The organism is Kribbella sp. NPDC003505 (genome assembly GCF_040610875.1).
GTDB lineage: Bacteria > Actinomycetota > Actinomycetes > Propionibacteriales > Kribbellaceae > Kribbella.
Genome location: NZ_JBEXNA010000003.1, coordinates 472,641 through 498,020, shown reverse-complemented (window position 1 = coordinate 498,020; position 25,380 = coordinate 472,641). Strand labels below are relative to the sequence as shown.

The 25,380-nt window shown below is 69.5% G+C and carries 21 protein-coding genes; 6 read left to right on the top strand and 15 right to left on the bottom strand.

Annotated elements, in window-relative coordinates:
• Nucleotides 1–13: 13 nt before the first annotated feature.
• The 7 genes from ABZX12_RS11420 to ABZX12_RS11390 all read right to left on the bottom strand — a co-directional run bounded on the left by ABZX12_RS11420 (nucleotide 14) and on the right by ABZX12_RS11390 (nucleotide 9,384).
• Nucleotides 14–2,092, bottom strand: coding sequence for an AAA family ATPase (locus ABZX12_RS11420; protein ID WP_355692140.1), 2,079 nt, complete (start codon nucleotides 2,090–2,092; stop codon nucleotides 14–16).
• A gap of 68 nt (nucleotides 2,093–2,160) precedes the next feature.
• Nucleotides 2,161–2,556 carry an immunity protein YezG family protein gene (locus tag ABZX12_RS11415; protein WP_355692139.1) on the bottom strand — a complete coding sequence of 132 codons (396 nt, stop codon included), beginning with the start codon at nucleotides 2,554–2,556 and terminating at the stop codon, nucleotides 2,161–2,163.
• Nucleotides 2,553–3,209, bottom strand: a complete 657-nt coding sequence (locus ABZX12_RS11410; protein ID WP_355692137.1) for a DNA/RNA non-specific endonuclease — start codon at nucleotides 3,207–3,209, stop codon at nucleotides 2,553–2,555. The genes ABZX12_RS11415 and ABZX12_RS11410 overlap by 4 nt, the downstream gene beginning before the upstream one ends.
• A gap of 25 nt (nucleotides 3,210–3,234) precedes the next feature.
• Complete coding sequence (locus tag ABZX12_RS11405; RefSeq protein ID WP_355692135.1) at nucleotides 3,235–5,976, bottom strand: alkaline phosphatase family protein; 2,742 nt, start codon at nucleotides 5,974–5,976, stop codon at nucleotides 3,235–3,237.
• Between the two features lie 3 nt (nucleotides 5,977–5,979).
• Nucleotides 5,980–7,335: an ABC transporter permease gene (locus ABZX12_RS11400; RefSeq protein ID WP_355692133.1), complete on the bottom strand. Its 1,356-nt coding sequence runs from the start codon at nucleotides 7,333–7,335 to the stop codon at nucleotides 5,980–5,982.
• Entirely contained in the window at nucleotides 7,335–8,267 is a 933-nt protein-coding gene (locus tag ABZX12_RS11395) for an ABC transporter ATP-binding protein (protein WP_355692131.1), read from the bottom strand. The genes ABZX12_RS11400 and ABZX12_RS11395 overlap by 1 nt, the downstream gene beginning before the upstream one ends.
• Before the next feature lie 100 nt (nucleotides 8,268–8,367).
• Entirely contained in the window at nucleotides 8,368–9,384 is a 1,017-nt protein-coding gene (locus tag ABZX12_RS11390; RefSeq protein WP_355692129.1) for a ferritin-like protein, read from the bottom strand.
• 99 nt (nucleotides 9,385–9,483) lie between these two features.
• Between ABZX12_RS11390 and ABZX12_RS11385 the strand changes: the two genes are divergently transcribed.
• Together ABZX12_RS11385 and ABZX12_RS11380 are read left to right on the top strand one after the other, a co-directional pair.
• The gene (locus ABZX12_RS11385) at nucleotides 9,484–9,897 is read left to right on the top strand and encodes a cupin domain-containing protein (protein WP_355692127.1); all 414 of its coding nucleotides are present in this window, start codon (nucleotides 9,484–9,486) and stop codon (nucleotides 9,895–9,897) included.
• A gap of 732 nt (nucleotides 9,898–10,629) precedes the next feature.
• Entirely contained in the window at nucleotides 10,630–10,848 is a 219-nt protein-coding gene (locus ABZX12_RS11380) for a transposase (RefSeq protein WP_355692125.1), read from the top strand.
• Between the two features lie 707 nt (nucleotides 10,849–11,555).
• Here the strand turns inward: ABZX12_RS11380 and ABZX12_RS11375 are convergent.
• From ABZX12_RS11375 to ABZX12_RS11355, 5 genes are all read right to left on the bottom strand, one after another.
• On the bottom strand, nucleotides 11,556–13,223 hold the full coding sequence (locus ABZX12_RS11375; protein ID WP_355692123.1) for a DUF222 domain-containing protein: 1,668 nt from the start codon (nucleotides 13,221–13,223) through the stop codon (nucleotides 11,556–11,558).
• Between the two features lie 543 nt (nucleotides 13,224–13,766).
• A complete protein-coding gene (locus ABZX12_RS11370) occupies nucleotides 13,767–15,560 on the bottom strand; it encodes an ABC transporter ATP-binding protein (RefSeq protein ID WP_355692121.1) in 1,794 nt (597 codons plus the stop codon).
• Nucleotides 15,553–17,304, bottom strand: a complete 1,752-nt coding sequence (locus ABZX12_RS11365; RefSeq protein WP_355692119.1) for an ABC transporter ATP-binding protein — start codon at nucleotides 17,302–17,304, stop codon at nucleotides 15,553–15,555. The genes ABZX12_RS11370 and ABZX12_RS11365 overlap by 8 nt, the downstream gene beginning before the upstream one ends.
• A gap of 122 nt (nucleotides 17,305–17,426) precedes the next feature.
• Nucleotides 17,427–18,476 carry a M4 family metallopeptidase gene (locus ABZX12_RS11360; RefSeq protein WP_355692118.1) on the bottom strand — a complete coding sequence of 350 codons (1,050 nt, stop codon included), beginning with the start codon at nucleotides 18,474–18,476 and terminating at the stop codon, nucleotides 17,427–17,429.
• Nucleotides 18,477–18,550: 74 nt separating this feature from the next.
• A complete protein-coding gene (locus ABZX12_RS11355) occupies nucleotides 18,551–19,009 on the bottom strand; it encodes a nuclear transport factor 2 family protein (protein WP_355692117.1) in 459 nt (152 codons plus the stop codon).
• Between the two features lie 53 nt (nucleotides 19,010–19,062).
• Between ABZX12_RS11355 and ABZX12_RS11350 the strand changes: the two genes are divergently transcribed.
• Nucleotides 19,063–19,569, top strand: a complete 507-nt coding sequence (locus tag ABZX12_RS11350) for a helix-turn-helix domain-containing protein (protein ID WP_355692115.1) — start codon at nucleotides 19,063–19,065, stop codon at nucleotides 19,567–19,569.
• Here ABZX12_RS11350 and ABZX12_RS11345 read toward each other — a convergent pair.
• The 3 genes from ABZX12_RS11345 to ABZX12_RS11335 are packed head-to-tail and all read right to left on the bottom strand — an operon-like array spanning nucleotide 19,546 to nucleotide 21,548.
• Nucleotides 19,546–19,950 carry a hypothetical protein gene (locus ABZX12_RS11345; protein ID WP_355692113.1) on the bottom strand — a complete coding sequence of 135 codons (405 nt, stop codon included), beginning with the start codon at nucleotides 19,948–19,950 and terminating at the stop codon, nucleotides 19,546–19,548. The two genes, ABZX12_RS11350 and ABZX12_RS11345, sit on opposite strands and share 24 nt — an antisense overlap.
• A 15-nt stretch (nucleotides 19,951–19,965) precedes the next feature.
• Entirely contained in the window at nucleotides 19,966–20,325 is a 360-nt protein-coding gene (locus ABZX12_RS11340) for a VOC family protein (protein WP_355692111.1), read from the bottom strand.
• A gap of 41 nt (nucleotides 20,326–20,366) precedes the next feature.
• Nucleotides 20,367–21,548: an ROK family transcriptional regulator gene (locus tag ABZX12_RS11335; RefSeq protein WP_355692109.1), complete on the bottom strand. Its 1,182-nt coding sequence runs from the start codon at nucleotides 21,546–21,548 to the stop codon at nucleotides 20,367–20,369.
• A gap of 119 nt (nucleotides 21,549–21,667) precedes the next feature.
• Here ABZX12_RS11335 and ABZX12_RS11330 point away from each other — a divergent pair, with 119 nt between their 5' ends.
• Genes ABZX12_RS11330 through ABZX12_RS11320 form a run of 3 tightly spaced genes read left to right on the top strand, consistent with a single transcriptional unit; the run spans nucleotide 21,668 to nucleotide 25,379 of the window.
• Complete coding sequence (locus ABZX12_RS11330; protein ID WP_355692107.1) at nucleotides 21,668–22,594, top strand: ROK family protein; 927 nt, start codon at nucleotides 21,668–21,670, stop codon at nucleotides 22,592–22,594.
• A gap of 31 nt (nucleotides 22,595–22,625) precedes the next feature.
• On the top strand, nucleotides 22,626–24,341 hold the full coding sequence (locus ABZX12_RS11325) for an ABC transporter substrate-binding protein (protein WP_355692105.1): 1,716 nt from the start codon (nucleotides 22,626–22,628) through the stop codon (nucleotides 24,339–24,341).
• A gap of 33 nt (nucleotides 24,342–24,374) precedes the next feature.
• Nucleotides 24,375–25,379 (top strand): ABC transporter permease, encoded by a 1,005-nt coding sequence (locus tag ABZX12_RS11320; protein ID WP_355692103.1) that lies wholly within the window; start codon nucleotides 24,375–24,377, stop codon nucleotides 25,377–25,379.
• Nucleotide 25,380 lies beyond the last annotated feature (1 nt).

The following is a 25,380-nucleotide window of genomic DNA, read 5'->3' as shown; positions in this document are numbered from 1 at the left end:
CGCCGCGACGGGATCAGACCAGGGCGTCCGGCAGCGGTTCGGAATGGACGATCTGCAGGCGGCTGACGGCCCGCGTGAGGACGACGTACAGGCGGTGCAGGCCGCGAGGCTCGGCCGCGACGATGTGCGCCGGCTCGGCGACCACGACCGCGTCGAACTCCAGGCCCTTGGCCAGCGTGGCCGGCACGCATACCAGCCGGACGGTGTCGATCTCGTCCTCGGTCTCACCGAGCATCGCGGTCTCGAGCCCGGCCGCGACGACGGCGTCCCGCAGTCCGCCGATCTGGTCGTCGGCCGCGATCAGCGCGACGGAGCCCTCACCGGCGAGCGCCGCACGGCACTCGGCGACGACCTGCCCGGCGAACGTCGACGCGTCGGCCGTCACGATGCTCAGCGCGTCCGCGACCGTCCGGACGCCGCTCGGGGTGCCGAGCGTCGGCGCGATCTCGGGCAGCAGCTTCGCCGCGAAGTTGATGATCTGGGCCGGCACCCGGAACCCGCGATCGAGCTCGGCCACCACGCCGTCGTTCTTGCCCAGATGACCGAGCACCCGGTCCCACGGCCCGGCCGCCCACGGCGTCGTCGCCTGGGCGAGATCGCCGAGCACCGTCGCCGATCCCGTCCGGCAGCGCCGGCCGAGCGCCCGCAACTGCATCGCCGACAGATCCTGCGCCTCGTCGAGGACCAGGTGCCCGAGGGACCCGGTGCGCCGCTCGATGAGGTCCTCCAGCTCGTCGAGCAGGACGGTGTCCGCGAACGACCACTTCGCCGACTTCCACGAGCGCGGCGGCTTCGCCCACAACAGCGCCGTCCGTTCCGCGTCCGTCAGGTCCGGGGCCGCGGCCGCCAGGAAGTCGGCGTCCGAGAGCAGCCGGTGCAGGATCTGCTCGGGGACGACGCGGGGCCAGACCGCGTCGAGCACGTCCTTCACCGGCTTGGAGCGCGCGACCGCGTTCTGCACCCGGTCGTCGGGCGACTCGGCGCGCTCCTCCATCCGGACCAGCACGACGTGGGCGATCCGTTGCGCGAGAGCGTTCCGGCCGGGCGCGTACCGGGTCGACTCGCGCAGGTCCGACACGATGTCGACGACCTCGTAGTCGTGCACCCGGTAGCGCCGGGATCCCTTTCTGTACAGAACTCCTTCGGTCGGCGTGCCGACGTACGACCAGAGAGCGCGCCGCAGGACGGCGGACATCCGCGCGTCTCCCTTCAGGGCCTCGGCACCCGGTTCGTCCGTCGCCGCGGTGGGGCGGGTGAGCAGCTCGTCGATCGTGATCTGCCGGACGTCGACCTCGCCCAGCGCGGGCAGGACCTTGCGGATGTAGGACAGGAACGACCGGTTCGGGCCGACGATCACGACACCGCCGCGGCCGAGCCGGTCTCGCTCGGTGTAGAGCAGGTACGCCACGCGGTGCAGGCCGACCGCGGTCTTGCCGGTGCCGGGCGCACCCTGCACGCACACACTCGGTTGCAGCGGCGCCCGGACCAGGTCGTCCTGCTCGGGCTGGATGGTGGCGACGATGTCGCGCATCGGACCGGTGCGGGGGCGCTCGATCTCGGCGCGCAGGAAGGCGTCGGCCTGATCCGGCTCGACGACGCCCGTCAGCGGCTCGTCCTCGAAGCCGGTCAGCTCGGCGTGATCGGAGAACCCGTAGCGGCGCCGCATCAGCACCCGCCGCCGATCGCTCTGGGTCGCCCGGTAGAAGGGCACCGAGACCGGCGCGCGCCAGTCGATCACGAGCGGGACGCCGGTGCCGTCGTGCACATGGCGGCGGCCGATGTAGATCTGGTCCAGGTCCTCGATCGTGCCGTACTCGTAGTCGAGCCGGCCGAAGAAGAGCGGGACGTCGGGCAGGTCGAGGAGCGCGTGGGTGCGCATCTGTTTGGCCCGCTGGTTGGCCTCGTTGGTGAAGCGTTCGTCGTTGTCCTCGCCGCCGATCACCTGGACCTCACGGTCCACGACCTCGGCGTACATACCGCGCAGTGCGGTGCGAGCTTGGGAGAGATAGGCGCGTTCGGCCGCTAATTCCGGTTCGACCATCGTCGAGGAGCCTCGAATCGTGAGCTGGGTCCCGCCCCGGAGCAGATCCATCCGGTTCGATTCGATCCCGAAAAGACAGACCGGCGACGCTACCAGCCCCACCGGAGCGTCGCCACTGATTAACTCGAGGAGGCTTGCCGCATCCAGGGCGGGGTGTTCTCCGGGGCCCTGGGGAACTCGGCGAGGTCCGCCGGGTAGATGCCTTCGTCGACCGGGATCGACCAGGCCGGCTGGTTGTCGTAGTCGAAGTCCGTGGCGAAATGCCCGTCGGCGGTCACGCTCACCCGCGCGGTCAGCCAGGCGCCCTTGCCCGGCTGGTACATCACGCGCCGCAGCTCCTCGAACTGGTCCTCGAGGTCGTCCGGCAGGGGATCCAGTTGCGCGCCGTCGACCTCGGCGTCGAGTTCGGCGTACGAGGTGGTCGCCCGGTAGACCGCGCTGACCTCACGCCACCCGGCGGGCAGCTCGGCGACGAGCGCGCGGGCGATCGTGTCGATGATCTCGATCTCGCTCATCCCGCTCCTCGGGTCGTCGGCTTGGTCTCCCTGAAGATACGCCGGGGCGACCGTTCACCCTGATGCCGGTCGACCACCGTCCGGCTGGACGGGCGGCGGGTCGTACCGTTCGGGTGCTTGACGTCGATCGCGGCGTGCACCTGGACGCCGGCGACCCGCATCGCCTGCCAGGTCTGTTCCATCCGGCGCCAGTTCTCGCTGCCCTTGACCGCGCGGTTCTGCTCCTGCGACTGCGCGGTCAGGTTGATCGACTCCCCCGGTCCGTCGAACACCGTCGCGAACAGGTGCCCGCCGTCGTCGGTCCGCTGCCGGTCGGGGATCCCGGCCTCCCGCTGTGCCTCGACGTTGCGGCGCTCGTCGTTCTCCGCCGTGGGCAGCCAGCCGAGCCAGCCCTCGGCGTGCGACACCCGGCCGTGGCCGTCGGTGACGTACAGGTACCGCTGGTCGACGATGTATACGGCCGACGCCGCCGGCTCCATCAACCTGCCGTTCCAGTCTCCGACGTGACCGGACTCCTCCTTGTGCACGGGCAGCCGGGCGTACCTGTCCGGCACCACCGGTACGTCGTCCGGGCCGTAACCGACCGCGCGGACGTCGGCCGGATCGGCGGGTTGCTCGATCCGGACCGACGCCCGCGACGGTCGTTCAGTCATGCGCTCTTTCTACCGGCCGACGGTGTCAGCCGTCGTTCTCGGCGGCCGGGATCACCGCGCCGGGAACGTTCTGCGGCGCGAAGATCTGGGCCTCACCCGGGTAGGGCAGGGACCAGCTGTGCGACTCGTACCAGTTGTAGTGGTTCATCTGTGCGGGGTTCGCGAAGTCGGCCCGGGCGTTCGGGCCGGTGGTGCGCTGCTGGTCCTTCCACGCCGACCATTCCGCCGCCATCGACTCCATACCGGCCGGCACTGACACCGTCGGCGCGGCGGCGACGGTCGGGTTCTGCGCCGCCGGCACGTCGACACCGCACGCCGGCGGGGTCTTCAGGCCGTCGGTCAGCGGCACCCGGTTCGGCAGCGCGCTGAACGGCGTGAAGTCGGGCTTGCTGGTGAAGGCGCCGAACATCGGGGTGGCCGCGGTGTCCTTCTGGTTCATCGGCTTCATCCCGAGGATCTGCTCGATGGTGCGGATCATCGTGATCTGCGTGTAGTAGTGGCTGTCCACCGCGCCGTGCTGCGCGTACGGGCTGATGATCTGGATCGGCGCCCGGTGCCCGTCGATGTGGTCGAGACCGGCCTGCGAGTCGTCCTCGACGACGAAGATCGCCGAGTCCTTCCAGTACTTGCTGTGGGTGATCTCGTCGACGATCCGCCCCGTGGCCAGGTCGTTGTCCGCGACCTGCGCCGGACCGTTGGCGGGACCACCGGTGTGGTCGTTCGACAGCCAGAACATGTTCAGGTTCGCCGGGCCGTTCGTGCGGAAGTCCTTGCGCCAGATCTCGGTCTTGTAGATGTCCGGGACGCTGGTGTCGAACTGCGGGAAGCCCTGCACCGACACGTCGTTCAGCGACGGGATCGCCGAGCCGGTCGTGATCGGGTACTTGGTGTCCGCCCCGGTGGCGATCATGTTCTTCGTGTCGCAGTAGTAGTTCTGCCAGGTTCCGTCGGCCGGCTTCTGCTCGATCGACAGGAATTCGCCGAAGTTCTTCACCGACTTGCCGGCCGCCTGCACGCCGGTCCAGAGGAACCCGCTCTTCTGGTGGCCGAGGGCATCGTTCTCGGTGTCGTAGCTGCGCAGGTACTCACCGGCCGAGGACTCGGTGTACTCCGGGTTGTCGGCCTGCATCAGCCAGTTGTGACCCTCGGCGGAGTTCGTGCCGATGTCGTAGGTGTTGTCGTACAGCCCGAACTGCTTGGCCAGTGCGTGCTGGTTCGGCGTGACGTTCTCGCCGTACTGCGCCAGCGCGGGGTCGCCGTTGCCCTCCGGGATGTCGCCGTACACCTGGTCGTACGTCCGGTTCTCCTTGACGATCAGGAACACGTGCTTGATCGTCGACGGGTCGCCGAGCTTCGCCGGGACCGGCACCGGGCTGCGGTGCCCCTGGTCGGTCGCGACCTGGGCGGAGCCGTTCGTCCAGCCGTTCTGCTCGAAGACGGTCTGCGTGGACTTCTTGATCGCGTGGTCGTCGGGCAGCTGGAACCTGGTCAGGCTCGACGTGGTGTCGTGCGTGCTGTGGCCGGCAGCTGTGGTCTGCCGGCGGGCGTCCACACCGCGGGTGTTCGACACGACGATGTCCTTGCCGACCTGTGCGAGCTCGGCCGGAAAGTAGTCGGTCGGCAGCAGACCGACGTAGCTGACCGGCTCGAGCGGGTTGCGGTACTTGTAGACGGCAACCGCGTTCGCACGGCCGAGCGACACCAGCAGGTGGCCGTCGTCGGTCAGCGTCACACCGTCCGGCTCGTAGCCGACCGACGCCTCGGTCCACGGCTGCGTGGCGATGGTCTGGGTGACCTTGCCGCGCTTGGTGTCGATCACCGACACCGAGTTGGTCGCGGTGTTGGTGACGAACACCGCGCCGTTCTTGGCGTAGACCGCCGTCGGGTGCAGGCCGACGTCGATGCTGGCCGGTGCGGCCGACGGGTTCGCCAGGTCGATCACGCTGACGGTACCGGTGGTGGTGATCGCGTTCCGGTTGGAGACGACCTCGGTGCCGTACGAGTTGATGGTCGTGTCGCCGGGCTTGGCCGGGCGGCCGCCCTCGTTGCTCACGTACAGCTTGCCGCCGACCAGCACCATGTCGCGGGGCGCGTTGCCGGTCGCCCACGTCTGCTTGATCGCGCCGGTGGCGGTGTCGATCGCGACGACCTTGTTCTGGCCGTTCACGGCGGAGTAGATCGTCGAACTGTCCGCCGAGAACACCGCCTCGGAGGCCAGCGCGCGCTTGCTGCCGTCGGCCGGGATCGCGACGAACGTCGGGTTCGCCAGCGTGCCGTCCGGATTCACGGTGAACTTCCGGTAGCCGTCGGCCTGGCCGAGCCAGACCTGCGAGCCGTCCGGCGAGTACGTCGGGCCCTCCTGGCCGACGTCGTTGCCGGGGATCCTCAGGTCCGCGGCGGCGTTGTTGCCGATGTACTGCTGGACCTTCCAGTTCTTCAGGTCGACGATCGCCATCGCCATCCCGCCGTCGGTCACGGAGGCAGCCAGGTGGCTGCCGTCCGGACTGACGGTGGACGACATGATCTTGCCCTTCTGGAGGACGAGCCGGTCGCCGATCGGCTTGATGTACTGGTCGGCGGAGACGACCTGGCCCTTGTCGGTCACCTGCCCGACCTGGTCGTGACCGAAGCCGGTCGTCGAGGCGACAGCGGTGCCGGCCAGCGTCACCGCGACGGCCGTGGTGCCCGCCGTCAGCAGTGGTACTCTGCGCCGGAGGGGACTCGACGAGCCTTTGTCGTCACGCCTGCGGCGGCGTGTTACCTGCATGGGTTATCCCTTCGGGTTGACAGGTAGCAGTTCGATAGTGCCGTCGAACTGCCACAGGGGGTTCGGTTCGTCCCCGGACGGGGTGCGGACCAGGAAGAAGCCGTTCACTTCTTTCGGTCCGTCCCCGTCGGCCACGTACCGACCGAGTGGGTTGATGTCGAGCTGGTAGATCGCCGAGCCGGCCGCGGCCACTCCGGGGATGTGCCAGCTGACGACGCAGCGCCAGTCGTTGCCGGGTCCGCGCGCCGCGACCTGATCGCCGCCCTTGGTGCATTCGGCCGCGGTCTGCAGCTGTTCCTCGCTGACGTCGGCGCGGTTCAGCTGCTTGGTCTGCAACCGGTACAGGTGCGCGAACTCGACCGCGACCGCGCGCTGCACCTTGTCCTGGTCGATGCCCGATCCGAAGCCGGTCACCGGAGCGACCGCCGCCGTCGTCACTCCGAGCAGGACGACGAGGGGCAGCAGGCCGGCCGTCAGCGCGAGCCGGCCTGATCCGTCGTGGGTCGGGTTGGTGAAATCACGGCGTACGAAGAGCAAGTACGCGAGACCGGTCGCGACGAGAGCCCACGCCAGGCTGACGATCACTCCGATCAGCAGCGGGCCGAACTGCGCCGGGCTGGTGAACAGGCCGTTCCAGCTGATGAACGCGTAACCGGGTAGCGCGAGACGGAAGGCCACCGGCACCGGAAGCTGCTGAACGATCTGCATGGCGAGCGCGACGACAGCCGGGAGCAGCAGACCCATCGGCGACCGGCCGAGCGCGACCGAGCCGAGGAGGCCGATCGCGGCCAGCGCGAGGGTCGGCGCGAGCGCGCACAACCAGGCGAGGAAGACGGTGCCGGCCGCGCTGCCCGGCGAGAGCAGGTGGCCGTCGAGGCCGATCAGCTGCCGGTTGCCGACGACCAGCAGACCGCTGACCGTGCTCGACACGACCAGACCGATCACGAGCGCGAGGATCACGGTGAGACTCGCCAGCGCCTTCGCGACGAAGATCCGGCGCGGCGAGCGGACCGCGACCAGGAGATGCCGCCAGGTGCCGAGCCGGTCCTCGGCGGCGAACACGTCACCGGCGATCAGCGACGTCAGCAACGGCAGCGCCCAGGAGCCGGAAAAGCCCAGCAGGACAAGGGGTCCGGCCCACCCGGTGCTGTGCATCCAGCGACCGAACAACGTGTCGACCGGCAGCGAGGCCTGCTGGCTGACCACGGCGACGAAGAGCGCGGGCGCCAGCCAGCACGCGATGATCAGCACTCGCACGCGCCACTGCGTCAGCAGCTTGACCAGCTCGAACCGGTAGCCGCGAACGACGGGGACTCGACGGACCGCAGGGGTCTCGGGGGCAGCCACGGTGGCTGTCATCAGTTGGTCTCCTGCTGCTCGGTGAGGGCGAGGAACGCGGCCTCGAGGGGCGACACCACCGGCGCGAGCTCGCGGACCGCGATGTCGGCGCCGACCAGTCGCTTCACGAACTCGTCCAGCGCCGGTACGGACGCCGAGATCACCAGCACCTCTCCGCCGTCCTGTACAGCGTCCTGGTCGCGGAGCCGGATGCCCCGCGCGCCGGCGGCCCGGCGACGGGCGGCCGCCGGGTCGGAGGTACGGACCCGGTAGTCGAGCTCGCTGTTCTCCGAGGCCAGCTTGCTGATCGGGCCCGAGAACGCGACGCGTCCGGTCGACAGAATCGTCACCTCGGAGCAGAGCGCCTCGACGTCGTCCATGCGGTGGCTCGACAGCATCACCGCCGTGCCATCGGCGGCAAGCCGGGTGAGGACGCCGTACACATGCTTCTTGCCGGCCGGGTCGAGGCCGTTGGACGGCTCGTCGAGGATGAGCAGCCGCGGTTTGGTGAGCAGCGCTGCGGCCAGGCCGAGGCGCTGGCGCATGCCGAGCGAGAAGCCGCGGACCCGGTCGTCGGCCACGTCGGTCAGCCCGACCTGGTCGATAGCGTCGTCGATGTCCATGGTGGTGTCACCGCGGAGGGCGGCCAGGGCGGCCAGGTTCTGCCGGGCGGTCATCGAGGGGTACAGGCCGGGGCCGTCGACGAAGCCGGCGACGCCCTCGGGAACGGCGAGGGCGCGACCGACCGGCGTACCCAGGATCTCCAGCGTGCCGCGGTCGGGGACGGCGAGGCCGAGCAGCAGCCCGAGCAGCGTGGTCTTCCCGGCTCCGTTGGGTCCGACCAGCCCGTGGATCTGGCCGGGGGCGACGTCGAGATCTACACCGTCAAGCGCGACGACCTCACCGAAGTACTTGGCGAGGTCGCGGGCACGGACAGTGGGCGGGGCGTCCATGGTTAATACATTAGAAAGCAATGTACGGCGAAGTGAAGACCGAGAGTTAACTATTGGCGAACTGGGAGGAACTCCTTTCAGCTCCGCTCTCAGCGGACTCTCAGTCGCGTTGCTCCGGATCGACGTAGTGGAAGGTGGGGCCGGCCGTGGTGCGATCGTCCTCGCTCAGCTGCATCAGTTTCAGGGCTTCGGATTTCAGTCCGAACATCGCGCGGACCGCGTCGCGGATCAGCGCGGGTTCGCCCGTGAACGCCTGCTCCAGCAGGAACAACACCGTGCAGTAGGTGGTGTCGAACTGCTCCTGCGCGGCGCGGATCTGGGCGTTGCCCGAGCGAACAGGGTTCGCCTGCATCGGCGACACCCCGGTCAGGTCGACCGTCACCGGTTCCCCGGTCGGCCCGGACTGCGGCGTGTCTCCGCGCTGGTAGCGGCGGCCGAGCTTCAGTTCCTCGAACCGGTAGTAGTGGGCGACCTCGTCGCGGTCCGGATGGAAGATGTCGTGGTCGCCGTCCCATACCTCGCCACGCGACGTACCTTCACCCTGCTCGACGATCTCGTCCAGCGCGGCCAGTGCGGACGCGAGGCCGGTGATCGGCTGCAGACTGCCGCCGGTGTGGTGGAACGGTCCGGCGGTTACCTGGCGGGCCGGATCGCCGGAGAACAGCTTCTCCTCGCCGAGCGCGCCGGCCAGGTACCGCAGGCCGTCCTCGATCGCGTCGTAGAACTGGCCGATGGTCTCGTAGTGGTCGCTCTCGGCCGGAGCGCCGGGCGCTTCGGGCTTCTCCAGGCGCAGGAACATCTCCAGCGCGTCCGGCCCGAACGGCAACAGCGCCAGCTCGATCGAGCCGTGCGGGAGCCGGCGCGGGTAGCCGGGCAGCATGTCCGGAGTGTCGAGACGCGGCTCACCGCCGACGGCGTTCAGCAGGTTGGACGCCAGTGAGAGATGGATCATCTCCTCGACGAACACACTGCTCACCAGCTCGACCGCGTCCGCGTTCTGCGCCGGGTCCAGCGAGTACAAGGCGCACAGGTACGGCGGAATCGTGGCGTGCTCGAGCTCGATCGCCCACTGCAGGTGCTCGTGAAGACTGTCAATTGTCTCGATGCGCTGGCTCATACCTGGTGAGACAGCCCAGCCGGCTCCCCTGTGACCGTCACACCGCGCCTTCCTGCCTGGTCTCTCACTGCAGACCGATCAACTGGAAGGTGAACTCCGATGACCGACACGACCGAACACCGGTCCACTGCCTGGCAGACCGCCCTGACGATGCTGCAGGAGGTCGAGCCGCCGTACATCCCTGAAGGCTTCCACGTGATGACAGTCGACATCGAGTACCCGGCGGGCGACCCCGGCGCGCCGCCGCACCGCCACTCGGGCCCGGCCTTCGGGTACGTCGTGGCGGGCGAGATGCTCTTCGAACTCGAAGGCGAACCACCCCGCGTGATCAAGGCCGGCGAGGCGTTCTGGGAACCGGGCGGCGACGTCATCCACTACCAGGACGGCAACAACCGCTCCGACATCCCGGTGAAGTTCACCGTCACCATGCTGTGCGCCCCTCACCAGGACATGTTCACCCTGGTCCCAGAAGCCGAACTGAGAGAACGGGCCGACCGCCGCGCCCGGCAGTAAATACAGGCTCGGAGGGCGCGCGCCGTGCCTGCGCCAAAACGTCAGCCAGACCGTTGGCGAACACGCTGGTCGGTTTCCGCGCCGGCACAGCACCTGATCGAGCACCGGCAAACCGCGCGGACAGGACAACCACTCCGCCCTCGCGGCAGTCCTTTTCCACGGCCCCGCGAGCGGCAGAAGCCAGGCGCCGCTCCGAGTCGTGGGTGCGGTGCGGATGACCGCCGCGCGAGGTGGAGCTGACCACGAGCGGGCGGTTCTCTCGACGGTCCGGCTTGGGCGACAGAACAAGCCGCGCACTCTCGCAGGGCGGCCCACGTGCCGCGGGTAGGCGGTTGTCGTGTCGTGCGGCCTCCACCGGTCGACGCGAAGGCAGCCGCTCCCCGCAAGCAGCCTCATCCGCCACCACGACCGGCCCCCGCCAGCAGCTGAATAAACGTCCGGCAGCGCCCAACCACCCGCGCCTCCGGCAGCACCCCACATCCAGGCTGCGCGTCCGGCAGTCCTGCACGGCCAGGCTGAGCATCCGGCACAGTTGCCTACAGCACGGTGGGTACGGCGTGGTGGCCGGCTCGGGCGTGGACGTGGGTGCGGTTACCGCGTGATTCTTCGAAGATCTCACTCAACCTACTCGAAGAGAAGGTCCACTGCGATGACCGCACAGCCCGGTATCAACCCTGCCGGGTCCCTGCACGAGCACCTCGAGCAGGCCGGCCAGGACCTGCTCAGGGGCTGATGGAGAGGGCTTCATCAACACGTTGCTCTGTTGCTGTCCTCGGACGCCGACGGCGTGCGCGGTGCCGCTCTCGGACCCGCGACCCCGGCCGGATGAACTCCCGCAACGGCGACCGCCACCGCGAGCCTCGAGTCGGCGCGTTGGATGTCGCGGTCCCCAAACTGCGCGAAGGGACCTACTTCTCCAACCTGGCTGCTGGAACGGCACCGGCACACTGAGGCGGAGCTCACGCGCCTGGTGGCGACGTATCACCTGCTCGGGTTGTCGGTACCGCGGACGGACCGACTGGTGCAGTCCAGCAGTCCTCCACGGCCTTGCCTAGCCTCGGGCCCTCCCACCGGTCTGGCTAAGCCTCCCGCAGCGCCCTGCGGCGTGACTCGGCATCCGCGGCGCCGCACGGCGTAGCTGAACATCCCGCCGTGCCGCACAGCGTGACTCGGAGTCCAACAGCCCCCCACGGCCTTGCCTAGCCTCACGCCCTCCCACCGGTCTGGCTAAGCCGCCCGCAGCGCCCTGCGGCGTGACTCGGCATCCGCGGCGCCGCACGGCGTAGCTGAACATCCCGCAGCGCCCTGCGGCGTGACTCGGCATCCGCGGCGCCGCACGGCGTAGCTGAACATCCCGCCGTGCCGCACGGCGGGACTCGGCGGCCTGCGGTGCCGCAGGCGTGACTGAGCATCCCGCGGCGCCGTACGGCGTGACTGAGCATCCCGCGCCGCGTACGGCGTGACTGAGCGTCCCGCGGTGCCGAGTGTCGTGGTGCGGCGACGGCGCGGCCGGCTCGGGCGGGTGACTGGACGATCCCGCTGGCGATGGGGGTATGCCAGGGGCCGTTGTGCTGCTCGGCGTGGTGGCGGAAGGGCAGAGTCAGGTTGCCGATCTTGGTCTGGTGCCGTCAGTCCAGAGGGTGTTGCATTACCCGGCTTCAACCGGTTGCCGCGAAAGCAGCCGCTTGTTGCAAAGCGGCATCGTCCGCCCGCCACCGCGACCGGGCCGCGTCGGTCTCTCCGGCGGCAGGTGGATGGACGTCCGGCAGTGCCCCACATCCGGGCTGCGTGTCCGGCGGTCCCGCACGATCTGGCTCACCATCCGGCAGGGGCGTGCATCCAGGCAGGGCAGCCGGGAGTGCCGTAGGTCGTGGCTGAGCGTCCGGCGGCGCTGCACGTCCGGGTGGCTGGGCGTGTGGCGGTGCGGTGCGTCGCGCTGTGGCGGGGGCTGGTCCGGGTTCGGCCCAGCTCGGTCGGGCAACGCGGACGATGCCGTCGAGGATGGCGAGGTGCCAGCGGCCCCTATGCAGATCGGTGTGATGACGACGGCAGAGCAAAGCCAGATTGTCGACCTTGGTGTCGCCGCCGTCGATCCAGGAGATCAGGTGATGGGCGTCGCACATGACCGGCGGGGCTCCGCAGACCACGCAGCCGCGGTCACGGGCCTCCAGGGCGCGGCGCATCGCCTTGGTGACCAGCCGCACCCGGCGGCCGACGTCGAGCGGTTCGGAGTTCGAGCCGAGCACCAGCGGGATGATGTTCGCGTCGCAGGCCAGCCGGCGGATCGTGGCGGCCGATAGCCCGCCGCTGTAGACGGTGCGCCCGACCGCGTCCGCGGTCGCGGCCTTGAGGTCGTCGAAGTCGATCGTGACGGTGATGGTCGCCTTCGCGCCGTACCCGGCCACCTGACGATCCTTAACCGCACTGCCCGCACTGCCCGCACTGCCGGGATTGCCGGCGCTGCCCGCGGCGGCCGTGGCTGCCGCTGTGGGTCCGGTAGGTGCGGTGGGCGGGGTGGGTCCGGTGGTGTCCCACGCGGCGGCGGCGATGCCCAGGGCGGTGGACAGGGCGTCGGCCTGGCGCTTGTCGCGTGGGCGCGGGTCGTGTTCGCCGTCGACGGTCTTGTGCGGGCGGGCACCGGCATGCACGACCGCGCGCAGCAGTTCGGCGTTCTCGTTGGCCAGGAAGCCCTTGAACTTCACGCCGTTGTCCGCGGCCGACAGCGTCAAGGACTCCCGTTCATAGGCCTTGTGCTCGTCGGGTTCGGGGCCGTCGGAGTCCAGCAGGTCGGCGATCTCCTTCGCGGCCGTGCGCAGTTCGCCGGGCGACAGGTGACCGGCCAGCCCGACCAGCTGCTCCGCGGCCGCGTCCAGGTGCTCCACCGGTACCCGTGAGCGGACCCGGTCCAGCCCGAACACGATCGCGGCCGCCTGCGCCGGCCGCAGCAACCACCCGCCGTCGGATCCGCTGTCTACCGATCCGCTGTCGTCGGATCGGCTGTCATCGGGGACGTCGGTGCGTGCGTCGGTGGGTGCGGAGGAGGCCGTGCGGTCCAGGGCGGCCGCCACGGCCGGGTACTGCGGGGCGGCCTGGGCCAGCCGCAGGGTGCGGCGGGCGGCCGGGGCGTCCAGCCGGTACCGGAACCGCAGCAGCTCGGCAGTGTCGCGGGCGCCGAGCTCTTCGGCGTACCCGGTGGACTCGATCGCGGCGATCACGCTCAGCCGGTACGCCTCCCGGCGGGCCAGCTCGGCCTCCACCTCGTCGAGGGTGGACAGCAATTCGCTGCCACTCATCGACCACACCGGCCGCTCGCCCAGAAGTTCCATGGCATTGACTCTAGACGATCCCACCGACAGTTTCTGAGCTGGAATGCCCTTATTTTGTGGGCTTTTCGTGGGCCCACACCAGCAAACACCTCGCACCTCGGGGCAGAGCGTGGCCAGCGGTCCGAAGGGTTGAGTGGCAGGACGATCCGGCAGCTGACGACAGCCCTCAGGGCCATCCAGTCTGGAGCCGCCTCAGTGGAGGTGCCACCCGTAAGCGGTCCAAACGGCAGTGGACACGCGGTTTCGGCCGGCATGCAAGGACCTGAAGACAACCGGCCGATCAACCCGGCGATCTTCGCGGGTCCAGCACAACAGGAATCGGTACTGCGTCGACCCACGCGACCGAGGTGCTGGTCTGCAGACAGCAGGCACAGGACAGGCCGCGCCTCCGGGGCGGAGCGTGCTGACAACTGGGTCGGCCAGCGGCAGCGGGTTGTGCTCCGGCACGGTGGGCCCGAATCAGATGGTTCCTCCAAGGTCGCCAACTGCTTCCGTAGTCCTCGAGCACCGGCGACTGCAGCCGACGGGCACCAAACGTCCGCCTCAGCGGTAGGCGCGGGCCTGGAGTTCGAAGAGTTCGGCGTAGCGGGCGTTGGCGGTCAGGAGATCCTCGTGGGTGCCGAACTCCTCTACGCGGCCGTTGTGCATGACAACGATCAGGTCGGCCATCCGGACGGTGGAGAAGCGGTGCGAGACGAGCACCGTGATGCCGCCGGTTTCGGCTGCGGCGACCTTCGCGGCCGCGGCGTACTGCTCGTACAACCGGTGCTCGGCCTCCGGGTCCAGGGCCGCGGTCGGCTCGTCGAGCAGCAGGAGCAGCGGGCGTTCGCGCATGAACGCCCGCGCCAGCGCCAGCCGCTGCCATTGCCCGCCGGACAGTTCGACGCCGTCGGTGAACTTCTTGCCCAGCTGGGAATCCAGCCCGCGCGGCAGCCCGGCGATTACCGACACCGCGTCGCCGCGCAGCACGGCAGCCCGTACGGCGTCGTCGTCGCCGGCCCGCTGCACGTCGCCGATGCCGACGACCTCGCGCGCGGTGAGCTCGAACTTCACGAAGTCCTGGAACCCGGCCGACAGCCGCGACCTCCACGCGTCCGGCTGGATCGTCGCGAGGTCCGCGCCGTCGACCAGGATCCGCCCGGTCGTCGGGTCGTACATCCGCGCGAGCAGCTTGACCAGTGTCGTCTTGCCGGCGCCGTTCTCCCCCACCAGCGCGACCGCCGACCCGGCCGGCACACTGAGGTTGATCCCGCTCAGCACGGCGGATTCCGAACCAGGATAGGAGAATCCGACGTCCCGCAACTCGATCCCGCTGGTCAGCCGCTCGGGCGCGGGCGTCGTGCTCGACTGCCACGAGTTCTGCTTCGCGTACTCACGCAGCCAGTCGTAGCGGCTGAAACTCCGCACGACCTCGCCGACCCAGTACACGTTCTGCGCGATCCCGCCGGTCATCTGGTCCACTTGCGGTGCGAGCAACAGTACGAGGACGACGTCGCCCGCGTCGGACTGCCCGTTCCGCGCGCGGACGATCACCCAGACGATCGCCGCCGCATACGCGAGACCGAACCCCAGCCGCACCGAACCGTCCACCTTCCCGCCCCACCGGGCGGCGGCGACGCGACGCTCGAAGCGCTCGGTCTGCAGCGCGAAGATCCTGTCCAGCAGCACGTTCCCGAGCCCGAACACCCGCAGCTCCAGCGCGGTCCGCGGATCCTTCGCGACCTCGATCAGCTTGTCCACCAGGCGTTCCTGCGGCAGCGAGTCCTCCCACGCCTTCTGCTGCCGCGTGCTGCTCAGGTACGCCGACCAGATCCGTGCACCGCCCAGCAACGGGAGCACGAGCAACAGCGGATGCACCGAACCGAGCAGCGTGAGCACGGTCGCGGTGTTCGTGACCGTGGCGAACGCCCACAGCAGCACCTCGGCCCCGACGCCCATCCGCCACGCCCGCTCCCGCACCAGCTCGAGCCGGTCGGCGACGTCCGGCCGCTCGTGATGGGACAGCCCCGGGATGCCGGTGGTCACGTCCAGCAGGTCGGCATGCACGCGACCGGCCATCCGCTCCTGCGCGGTGTCCTGCAGCGGCCAGCCGAGTCCGTCCGCCAGGAACGACACCGCCAGACCGCCGACGATGATGCCGACGCCGAGCGCGATCGTGCTCGACTGGTCCGACGCGATCCCGTCGACGAGTCGGCTGACGCCGTACGTCTGGGCCGGTGCGGTGATCGCGCGCGCCGCGACCAGGACGGTCGAGATCGCCATCAGCGCCGGCGCCGCCCGGAACGACGTGCTCAGCCACAGCCACAGGATCCGTGCCGTGCGTCCCCGCTCAGACATCGATCGCCTCCGGTCCGGTCACGTAGCGCTCCGCCTGCAGCCGGAACATCCCGGCGTACTCACCGTCGCGGTCGAGCAACTCCTCATGCGTCCCGTCCTCGACGATCCGCCCGTCGGACAGCACGCAGATCCGGTCGGCGTTGCGCACCACCGAGAACCGGTGCGAGATGATCAGCGACGCCACCCCCGAGGTGAGCTCGAGGTAGCGCTCGACCAGCTCGGCCTCGGCCCGGACGTCGAGCGCCGCCGCAGGCTCGTCGAGCACCAGCACCCCCGCGCCCGCGTGCACCGCGAACAACGCCCGGGCCAGTGCGACCCGCTGCCACTCGCCGCCGGACAGGTCGACGCCGCCGTCGAACGTCTTGTCCAGCACCGTGTCCCAGCCCTTCGGGAGACCGCGGACGACTTCGTCGATACCGGACTCGCGCGCGACCCTGACCAGGGTCAGTTCGTCCCCCGCGCGCTCCACCGCGCCGAACACCACGTTGTCGGTCACCGGCAGCGGGAACCGCAGGAAGTCCTGCACGATCGCGGCCACCCGCCGCTGCCACCCCGCGAGGTCGAGGTCGGCGAGATCGACGCCGTCGACCAGGATCCGGCCGCTCGTCGGCTGGTACGCGCCACCGAGGAGTTTGACCAGCGTGGACTTGCCGGCCCCGTTGACGCCGACCAGCGCGAGCGCCTCGTGCGCGTGGATCGTGAGGTCGAGCTCGCGCAGCACGTCGGTCTCCGAACCCGGATAGCGGAAGCTGACCTTCTCGAAGCGGATCTCGCGCGCCGGCATCGACTCGATCCGGTGCTTCGTCGTGGCAGCCGGCTCCGGGTGCCGCTCGGCGATCGTGTCCGGCAGGTCGCGCATCGCCCGGTACGCCGACAGTCCGCGGCGGACCTGCACGACACCGAACCCGTTGTTCGCCTGCCCGATGACGAGGATCGCGGGCAACGTCGTCGCGACCTGAGTGAGCGGCAGCGAACCGTTCATCGCGGCGCGGCCGACCGCGAGGATCGCGACGCCGTTCGCCAGCAGGTGCACGCCGCCGATCAGCATCGACCATTTCGCGTTCTGGCGACGACGAGCCCACACCGGGCGGTAGCCCGCGGTCCAGTCGCGCACATAGCGCTCGACGAGCCAGTGGTGCAGGCCGAAGACCCGTAGCTCCTTCGGGGCGTCGCGCATGCCGAGGTTGAACAGGTACTGCGCCCGGCGCTGTTCCTCGGTGTTGCCCCACCAGACGTCGATCTCACGCTCGACCAGGCGACCGCCGTACCACTCCAGGAGCAGGGTGACCGCGACCAGCATCGCGGCCACCCACCAGCGGAACATCGCCCCGACGATGACCGCGGACCCGATCAGTGTGACCCGGCTGGCCAGCAGCCACGGCAGCTGGCTCATGCCCTGGGCGAGATGGAACCCGCCCTTGCCCTTCGCCCGCTCCTGCACGTCCAGCACCTCGGCGTCCTCGAGGTGCGCGATCCGGCGCGGCCGGAGCAGCGGCTCGGTGATCCGGTTGCCGATCGCGCGGACGAGGCCGGCGTCCATCGTCAGCGAGGCGACGTGCTGAAGCGCCGGCGACAGGCTGTCGATGACGAAGACCGCCAGCAGGGCGCCGAGCAGCAGGCTGAACTCGCCGAGCGGCATCGCGCCGGGGCGTCCCTCGACGACCCCCGGCACCGCCCCCACCACCTGGCCGGTCAGCAACGTGACCGCCATTCCCAGCAACGAGCCGAGAACGGCCAGACCCATCGTCAGAAGGGTGCTTCCAGGCGCAACACGAATCCCGTACCGCAGCAACGTCAGCACTCGACCGACCGTAACCGGCCGCACCGACAAAACGCATCCGAGTTTCCGGCCGGGGCCGGAAAACGTCAGCCGATGCCGCGAGCCGCGAAGGCCTTCTGTACGGCGGAGGCCTGGCTCGGACCGTACAGCGACAGCGCGGTCGCGACCGTCTTCTCGGCAGCGGCGGCGAAACTCGTGTCCGGGTCGAAGCCGAACTGCGCGTCGATGATGATCCGGTCCGCCACCGTCGGCCCCAGGGCCAGACGGATGTCGTAGAGCGCCTGCGACCAGATCTCGCCGTCCGCGTGCACCTCGCCGACGACGCTCTCCGGGTAGTGCTTGCCGGCATCGAGACGGCGCAGGCAGTGCGGGACGGTCGACGTGTAGGACGTGGAGTCCCAGTCCATCACGCAGGCCAGATCAGCCTGGATCGGTACGCCGTACTTCTTCGCGACCCAGTAGCCGACGCTCACCGCGAAGTAGTCGCCGAACGCCTCGCCGATCGACCCGGCCTCGAGCGACGTGCCGAAGCCCGGCACCTGCGCGTCGTGCACGGCGTGACCGGTCTCGTGCACGATCACCTCACCGTCCTCGGCGTCGTCCACACCGCCCTTGCCGAGCGTGATGGTGTCGTGCTTGTCCCAGGAGAACGAGTTGTCCACGCCGTACTGGTCGACCTTGTAGTCCTGGCTCTCCGCGTTCACCGCGGGCAGCGTGCTGCCGAAGCCGAGCGACTGCAGGTACTTCTGGGCCTCGGTCCCCCAGAAGTACGACATCACCTGCTCGAACTGGTCGTCGTGCCGGTCGTAGAAGTACGTACCGTTCGTCGTGTACGCCGGGGTGCCGGTCGTACTGCGCACGTTCGCCCAGGTGCCGCTCAGGTACCCCGAACCGTCCAGGTCGGTCAGCGTCACCTCGTAGTAGTCGCCCCGCGGCACAGCCGTCGCCGAGTCCTTCTGGTCGGTCAGCGACTCGTCGCCGCTCGACTGCACCGGGTTCGGGATGAAGACCAGCGCCTTGGCCGTCGTGGCGCCCGTCGGCGGTTTCGCGTCCGCGGCGGGGGCCGTCAGCGCCGCCAGAGTCAGCACGGCAGCAGACGTCAGGGCTACGGATGTTCTCCAGGTCTTCGACCGCATGGCTCGCTCCGGATCGTTCGCAGGGAAAATGCCCCCACACGGTAGATGCCCGAGCCCGGCGGCGGAAGATCTCGTCAGCCGACGATCGGCTCCGCGTGGGCCTCGGGGTAGCCGGCTGCGGCGAGGCGGTCGAGGGTGCGTTGCAGGACGGCCGTGTCCTCAAGGGTGCGGACCTCGGTGATCTTTCCCCACCTGATCCGCAGGAACTGGTGCACGACGTTCTCGTACGTCGACCCGTCCACGACGTTGACGTGGACGGTGACCGCGGTCGCGACCTGCGTGTTCCACGGCCACCCGCTGACGATCACGTCCTGTACGTCGAACCGCGTCCCCGGCAGCAGCCGGAAGCACCGCTCCCACCAGCGCCGCAGCGCGTCGTGTGTCCGGCGCTCGCCGCCGAGCGCATGGTCTCCGTAGAACCGGTACGTGAACGAGGGCGCCATCCCGGCCACCATCGCCTCCCAGTTGCCCTCGCTGATCTGTGCGAACGCGTGCCGCACCTGCCGCGCCACTATCCGGTGGTAGATCCCCATGCCTCCACCGTAGGACCAGTGAGTTCAATAGCGCAACTGACTACACTCAGGGCATGCGGAACACCAGCTTCGCCTCGATGCACTGCTCGCTCGCCCAGTCCCTGGAGCTGATCGGCGACTGGTGGACGCCGCTCGTCCTGCGCGATCTCTACCTCGGCCTGAACCGCTTCGACCAGTTCGTCGCCGACCTCGGCATCTCCCGCAACCTGCTCACCGACCGCCTCGCCACACTCGTCGACGGCGGCCTGGTCCGACGTACGCCGTACCAGCAGAACCCGGTGCGCTACAGCTACGAGCTGACCGAGGCAGGTCGGGAGCTCGTGCCGATCCTGATGGCCCTCACCGCCTGGGGCGACCGCTGGGCGACTCCCCCGGCGGGTCAGCCGATCCGATTCACGCACTCGACCTGCGGCAAGCTGACGACCCCGACCGTCTGCTGCTCGGAGTGCGGCGAGGCGCTGGACATGGGCGACGTCGAGCCGTCGCCGGGACCGGGCGGCCGGACGGCGCCCGGCACCGCGTTGATCGCGAGCGTGCTAGGACTCGAGCCGGAGGCGTAGCAGCTCGGCGAGCGGCATCGACTCGCCGTCGCGGGCACCCTGACCGACGACGAGCGGCGGGTCGGACGGCCGGAGCCGCACCCCGGCGACGCGGGCCTTCAGACTGGCGGGTACGCCGAGGATGTAGAAGTTGCCGTCGACGTCCACGGCGAGCGAGCGGTTGCGGCGTAGGTACCACCCGGTCAGGTCCGTGCGGTAGCTGGCGTTCGACCCGACGACCTGGGCCCGCAGCGGCTCGGGCGGCACGCCGCGCTCGTTCATCGTCGCGACGAAGCCGGCCAGCAGCTCACGCGCCTGCGCGGCCTCGGCGGCCCGCTTGCGTTCCAGCGCGGCGCCGTGCTCGGCGGCTGCCTGCCGTCGTTCCTCCCGCCAGCTCGTCACCCCCTCAATCTATCCTCAATCAACACAGAGGCAGAACGGATGACCGGCCGGGTCCAGGAAGACGCGGAACGACGTACCGGGCTGGTGGTCGGGCTTGGTGGCGCCGATCGCGAGCACTTCCGGTTCGGCCTCGTCGAGGTCGCGGACCATGACGTCGAGGTGCAGCTGTTGCGGGACGTCCTGCGTCGGCCAGGTCGGCGGTTTGAAGTCCGCCACCTGCTGGAAGGAGATGCAGTTGCTGCCGTCCTCCGGGCGGATGTCCGCCCAGCCCTCGCGGGACTCGACCTTCCAGCCGAGCAGCTCGCCGTAGAACTGCGCGAGCCGCGCCGAGTCAGGACAATCCAGGACGAACGCTGGATACATTGCGATAGCCATGGCTCGCACCCTAGCCGCGGTTCCGGACGGTCTGCGTCCGGTTATGCGGCCGAGTTTCCGACCAGCGTCTGCCACGCACGGTCGACGCCGGCGGCGAGACAGCCCGCCACCACGGTCTCGGTGCCGAGCACACTCGCCTTCACCTCCGGCATCACCGGCGCGAGCTGGCGCAGCTGCTTGGTGACGGCCTCGAGGAATCCCGGAGCCTGCCCGATACCGCCGCCGAGCACGACCAGGTCCGGATCGACGACGGTGATCACCGTGCAGACCGCCTTCGCGACCAGCAAGGCCTCCTCCGCGACGACCGCAGCGGCCAGTACGTCGCCCCGCGCGGCGGCCGCGAACACCTTTTCTGCCGTCGCGGCGCCGCGGACACCGGCCCGGCGCGCGGCGCGGACGACGGCTGCCGCCGACGCGGAGGCGTCGAACCCGCCCCGCTTGCGCGCGTCGCGCGGATCGCTGCCGCTCCCTTCGGTGAACGGCAGGTACCCGATCTCCCCCGCCACTCCGTGCGACCCGTGCCGGAGCTTGCCGTCGAGCACCAGGCCCATGCCGATACCGGTGCCGACGCTCACGAACGCGAAACTCTCGACGTCCCTGCCGTGGCCGTGCACCCGTTCCGCGATCGCGGCCGCGTCGACGTCGTTCTCGATCATCAGCGACGGCCCGAACCGCTCCCGCAGCGCGGCCAGCGTCGCCGGCGAATCCCAGCCCGACAGCCTGCCGGTCAGGGTCAACGCGTCGAGCCGCGGGTCGTAGACACCGGGACTGCCGAGCACGGTCTGCGTGAGTTGCCCGACCTCGATCCCCGCCTCGGCAGCCAGCGTGGCGGTCAGATCGACGAGCTCCTGAACGCGCGCCATCGCGTCGCCGGCCTTGGTCCGCACGCTCAGCCTGCTGCGCACGGTGCCGGCGAGATCCGCGATTCCGCCGCGCAGGTACTCGCGCCCGACGTCGAGGCCGAGCACGAAACCGGCCTCGGGCCGCACCTCGTACAGACTGGCCGCCGGACCCGGCACGCCGGTGCGCTGACCGGTGACATGCACGAGACCGGTCCGCTCCAGCGAGCCCAGCGCCGCGGACACCGTCGGTTTCGAGAGACCGGTGAGCCCGGCGAGCTCGGTGCGCGAGAGCGGGCCGGACCGCCTGATGTGGTCGAGCAGGACCTGCTCGTTGATCTCGCGAATCAGCTGTGGTCGCGCCCCGCCGGCGACAACTGTCACGTCGACCCCCTCGCTCGCTAACAACTCGGCCAACAAGTCGGAGTTAAGGCTTGTGGTCCGCTGGTTGTTAAGTTAGTTTCCTATCGATTCTATTGGTCGGCGCGAGGAGGTGCCACCCTGTGGTTTCGACACCGGTCGTCCTCGGGCTGGACTTCGGCGGGACGAAGATCGCACTCGCCGTCGGCGACCTCACCGGCCGCCGGCTGAGCGGGACGGTCATCGACAGCCGGGACGGATCCGGCGACGCCGCCGCGGCGCTCACCCGGAGCCTCGCCGCGGCGCACGAGCTGCTCGCGCCCGGCCAGCAGCTGGCCGGGGTCGGCGCCGCCACCCTGGGCATCCCGTACGACGACCGCGTCGAACTGGCTCCCACCTTCCCGGGCTGGGGCGAGCTGCCCTTCGGGCGGCTGGTGCGGGACGCGTTTCCCGGCGTACCGGTCCGGCTGGCCACCGACGTGAAGGCAGCCGCGGAGGCCGAGCTGCGGTGGGGCGCCCTCGCAGGTTCCGACCCCGCGCTGTACGTCAATCTCGGCACCGGTCTGGCGGTCGCGATCGTTGCCGGCGGCACCGTGATCACCGGAGCGCACGGCGCGTCCGGCGAGATCGGCTACAACCTGCGCTCCGCCGCGGACGTGTACGCGGGCGGCGACGGGCGCACGATCCTGGAACACGTCGTCAGCGGTCAGGCGCTCGAGACCACCGGCAGCGCCCGGCTCGGGCGACCGGTCACGGCCGCCGACGTCTTCACGATGGCGCGCACCCAGCCGGCGGCCGCCGTCCTCACCGACGAGTTCGTCCGGGAGCTGGCCCTGCACCTGGCCAACCTGGCCATCGCGGTCGACCCGTCCCGGATCGTCGTCGGCGGCGGGCTGGTCCGGTCCTGGGACCAGCTCGAACCCGGCCTGCGTCGCGCCCTCGACGCGGCCGTCCCGTTTCCGCCGGAGCTCTCGGTGGCACGGTTCCCGACGGAGGCGCCGCTGATCGGCGCGCTCGCCCTGGGCGTCGAGGCGGCAGGCGCCGTCCTCGGCGCGGAAGCATTCGCATGAGCAGGATTCCAGTAGCGAAAGGCAGAAGACGATGAGGGGCATCACACGCATCGCCGTCGCCGCCCTGGCGGTCGGCGCACTGACCGCCGGATGCGGCGGCGGTGACAAGCCGATCGGGAACGCGGCGTCGTCCAACCCGTCGTCGTCGAGCAGCAGCGGCGGCGGGTCCACCGGCGAGCACAAGAAGGGCGGCACCGTCACGATCGCGAACGTCGGCGGGCAGACCTGGCCGTGCCAGTTCAACCCGTTCAACCCGGCGGTCAACCAGCAGGCGCTCGGGTTCGTGTACGAGCCGCTGACGTTCGTGAACGTGCTGAAGGCCGGGGCCACCACGCCGATGCTGGCCACCGCGTTCACCTGGTCACCGAAGAAGGACTCGATCGACTTCACCATCCGCGACGGCGTGAAGTGGAGCGACGGCCAGCCGTTCAGCGCCGACGACGTCGTCTACACCTTCAACCGGATGAAGGAGCAGCCGGCGCTCGACCTGTACTCGCTGTGGACCGGCGCCGGCCTGACCAGCGTCACCGCTGCCGGGAACAAGGTCACGCTGAAGTTCAAGTCCGCGGCCGAGCCGTACTTCTTCAACTTCGCCGGCCAGGTCGGCATCGTGCCGAAGCACATCTGGTCGACCGGCGAGGCCGCCTCGAAGCCCGCCACCTGGACGAACACCAAGCCGATCGGCACCGGGCCGTTCACCGTCGAGTCGTGCAGCAGCAACAACATCTCGTACGTCGCCAACGGCAGCTACTGGCAGCCGGGCAAGCCGTACGTCGAGAAGGTGCAGTACCCGGCGTACCTGGACAACAACCCGGCCAACCTCGACCTCGCCAGCGGCAAGGCCCAGTGGGGCGGGCAGTACATCCCGAACATCGACAACTTCTACAAGGCGAAGTCGCCGGAGAACAACTACTGGTTCCCGCCGACCGCGAACGTCGCCCTGGTCCCGAACAACGACCCGTCCCGGCCGGCGACCAGCAAGCTCGAGGTCCGGCAGGCGATCGCGTACGCGCTCGACCGCGAGCAGATCTCGAAGATCGGTGAGAGCGGGTACCAGCCGGCCGCGAACCAGACCGGTGTGGTGACGCCGACGTTCGACAAGTACTTCGACAAGGACGCGCTGGCCGCGGCCGGGTACGACAAGCCGAACCCGGACAAGGCGAAGCAGCTGCTGCAGACCGCCGGGTACTCGGAGTCGAACCCGCTGAAGCTGAACGTCATCACCGTCACCGGCTACACCGACTGGGACGCGTCGCTGGCGGTCGTGAAGCAGCAGCTCGCGAAGGTCGGGATCGAGCTGACCATCCAGGACCTGCAGCAGCAGTCGTACAACCAGAAGCTGTACACCGGTGACTACGACCTCGCGTACTCCAGCCTGTCCGGCGGTCCGACGCCGTACTACGAGCTGCGGCAGCTGCTGTACTCCAAGAACTCGGCGCCGATCGGCAAGCAGGCGAACAGCAACTACTCGCGCTACATGAAGCCCGAGGTGGACAAGCTGTTCGACCAGTACGCCGCCGCGGACCCGGACACGCAGGTCAAGCTGATCAAGCAGATCTCGTCGTACATGATCAAGGACGTGCCGCTCATCCCGACCACCGAGTCGGTCGACTGGTACCAGTACAACACCAAGGACCTGGACGGCTGGCCGACCCAGGACAACCCGTACGCGCAGCCGGCGCCGTACAACATCCCCGACGTCGGTCAGGTGCTGACCAGCCTGTACTCGAAGTCCGCCCAGAAGTAGTGAGGATCTGACAAGCGTGAGCACGAGGAGCTGGTGGGAGTGCGATACCTGATACGACGCCTCGGGTTCTTCGTGCTCACGCTGTGGGCGGCGATGACGCTGAACTTCTTCATCCCGCGGATGATGCCGGGCAGCCCCGAGGAAGCACTGCGGCAACGGCTGAGCAAGGGCGGCGCGGTGGTGACGCCCGAGCAGTTGCGGACGGTCCTGGCCGAGTTCGGTTTCGACCCGGACAAGAACATCATCTTGCAGTACGGCGAGTACCTGAGGTCGATGGTCACCGGGCACTGGGGCGTGTCGATCGGCAGCAGTCTCGGCGTCCCGGTGACGACGCTGATCGGCGACGCGCTGCCGTGGACGCTCGGCCTGGTCGGTATCGCGACCGTGCTGGCGTTCGTCATCGGCACGCTGATCGGGACCGTGGCCGGCTGGCGGCGCGGCGGCCTGATCGACGGGATCGTCCCGCCGGTGTTCATCGTCACCTCGGCGCTGCCGTACTTCTGGGTCGCGCTGCTGCTGATCTCGCTGTTCGCGATCGGCAGCAACCCGATCCTGCCGAACGACTTCAACTACGACCAGGGCCTGACGCCGGCGTTCACCGGGGAGTTCGCCTGGAGCGTGATCAAGCACGGCATCCTGCCGGCCGCGACGATCCTGATCACCGCGGTCGGCGGCTGGATCCTCACCATGCGGAACAACATGGTGACCACGCTGGCCGAGGACTACGTCCGGATGGCCCGCGCGAAAGGCATCCCGAACCGCAGGATCATGTTCGGGTACGCCGGGCGCAACGCGTTCCTGCCCAACCTGTCCGGGTTCGCGATGTCGCTCGGCTTCGTGATCTCCGGAACGATCCTGGTCGAGTACGTCTTCAACTACCCCGGGCTCGGCTACATGTTCTACAACGCGACGGTGAGCACCGACTACCCGTTGCTGCAGGCCCTTTTCCTCCTGGTCACGCTGGCGGTGCTGATCTGTGTCCTGCTCTGCGACTTCGCGGTCTTCCTGCTCGACCCCCGCGCCCGGACGAAGGGATAAC

What these genes read in the sequence shown, in the direction of transcription:
- ABZX12_RS11390 (WP_355692129.1), bottom strand. Translation starts at nt 9,384, where the DNA reads ATGAGCCAGCGCATCGAGACAATTGACAGTCTTCACGAGCACCTGCAG.
- ABZX12_RS11410 (WP_355692137.1), bottom strand. Translation starts at nt 3,209, where the DNA reads ATGACTGAACGACCGTCGCGGGCGTCGGTCCGGATCGAGCAACCCGCC.
- ABZX12_RS11340 (WP_355692111.1), bottom strand. Translation starts at nt 20,325, where the DNA reads ATGGCTATCGCAATGTATCCAGCGTTCGTCCTGGATTGTCCTGACTCG.
- ABZX12_RS11405 (WP_355692135.1), bottom strand. Translation starts at nt 5,976, where the DNA reads ATGCAGGTAACACGCCGCCGCAGGCGTGACGACAAAGGCTCGTCGAGT.
- ABZX12_RS11395 (WP_355692131.1), bottom strand. Translation starts at nt 8,267, where the DNA reads ATGGACGCCCCGCCCACTGTCCGTGCCCGCGACCTCGCCAAGTACTTC.
- ABZX12_RS11360 (WP_355692118.1), bottom strand. Translation starts at nt 18,476, where the DNA reads ATGCGGTCGAAGACCTGGAGAACATCCGTAGCCCTGACGTCTGCTGCC.
- ABZX12_RS11350 (WP_355692115.1), top strand. Translation starts at nt 19,063, where the DNA reads ATGCGGAACACCAGCTTCGCCTCGATGCACTGCTCGCTCGCCCAGTCC.
- ABZX12_RS11420 (WP_355692140.1), bottom strand. Translation starts at nt 2,092, where the DNA reads ATGGATCTGCTCCGGGGCGGGACCCAGCTCACGATTCGAGGCTCCTCG.
- ABZX12_RS11325 (WP_355692105.1), top strand. Translation starts at nt 22,626, where the DNA reads ATGAGGGGCATCACACGCATCGCCGTCGCCGCCCTGGCGGTCGGCGCA.
- ABZX12_RS11380 (WP_355692125.1), top strand. Translation starts at nt 10,630, where the DNA reads ATGGAGAGGGCTTCATCAACACGTTGCTCTGTTGCTGTCCTCGGACGC.
- ABZX12_RS11375 (WP_355692123.1), bottom strand. Translation starts at nt 13,223, where the DNA reads ATGGAACTTCTGGGCGAGCGGCCGGTGTGGTCGATGAGTGGCAGCGAA.
- ABZX12_RS11370 (WP_355692121.1), bottom strand. Translation starts at nt 15,560, where the DNA reads ATGTCTGAGCGGGGACGCACGGCACGGATCCTGTGGCTGTGGCTGAGC.
- ABZX12_RS11385 (WP_355692127.1), top strand. Translation starts at nt 9,484, where the DNA reads ATGACCGACACGACCGAACACCGGTCCACTGCCTGGCAGACCGCCCTG.
- ABZX12_RS11355 (WP_355692117.1), bottom strand. Translation starts at nt 19,009, where the DNA reads ATGGGGATCTACCACCGGATAGTGGCGCGGCAGGTGCGGCACGCGTTC.
- ABZX12_RS11400 (WP_355692133.1), bottom strand. Translation starts at nt 7,335, where the DNA reads ATGACAGCCACCGTGGCTGCCCCCGAGACCCCTGCGGTCCGTCGAGTC.
- ABZX12_RS11365 (WP_355692119.1), bottom strand. Translation starts at nt 17,304, where the DNA reads ATGGGTCTGGCCGTTCTCGGCTCGTTGCTGGGAATGGCGGTCACGTTG.
- ABZX12_RS11415 (WP_355692139.1), bottom strand. Translation starts at nt 2,556, where the DNA reads ATGAGCGAGATCGAGATCATCGACACGATCGCCCGCGCGCTCGTCGCC.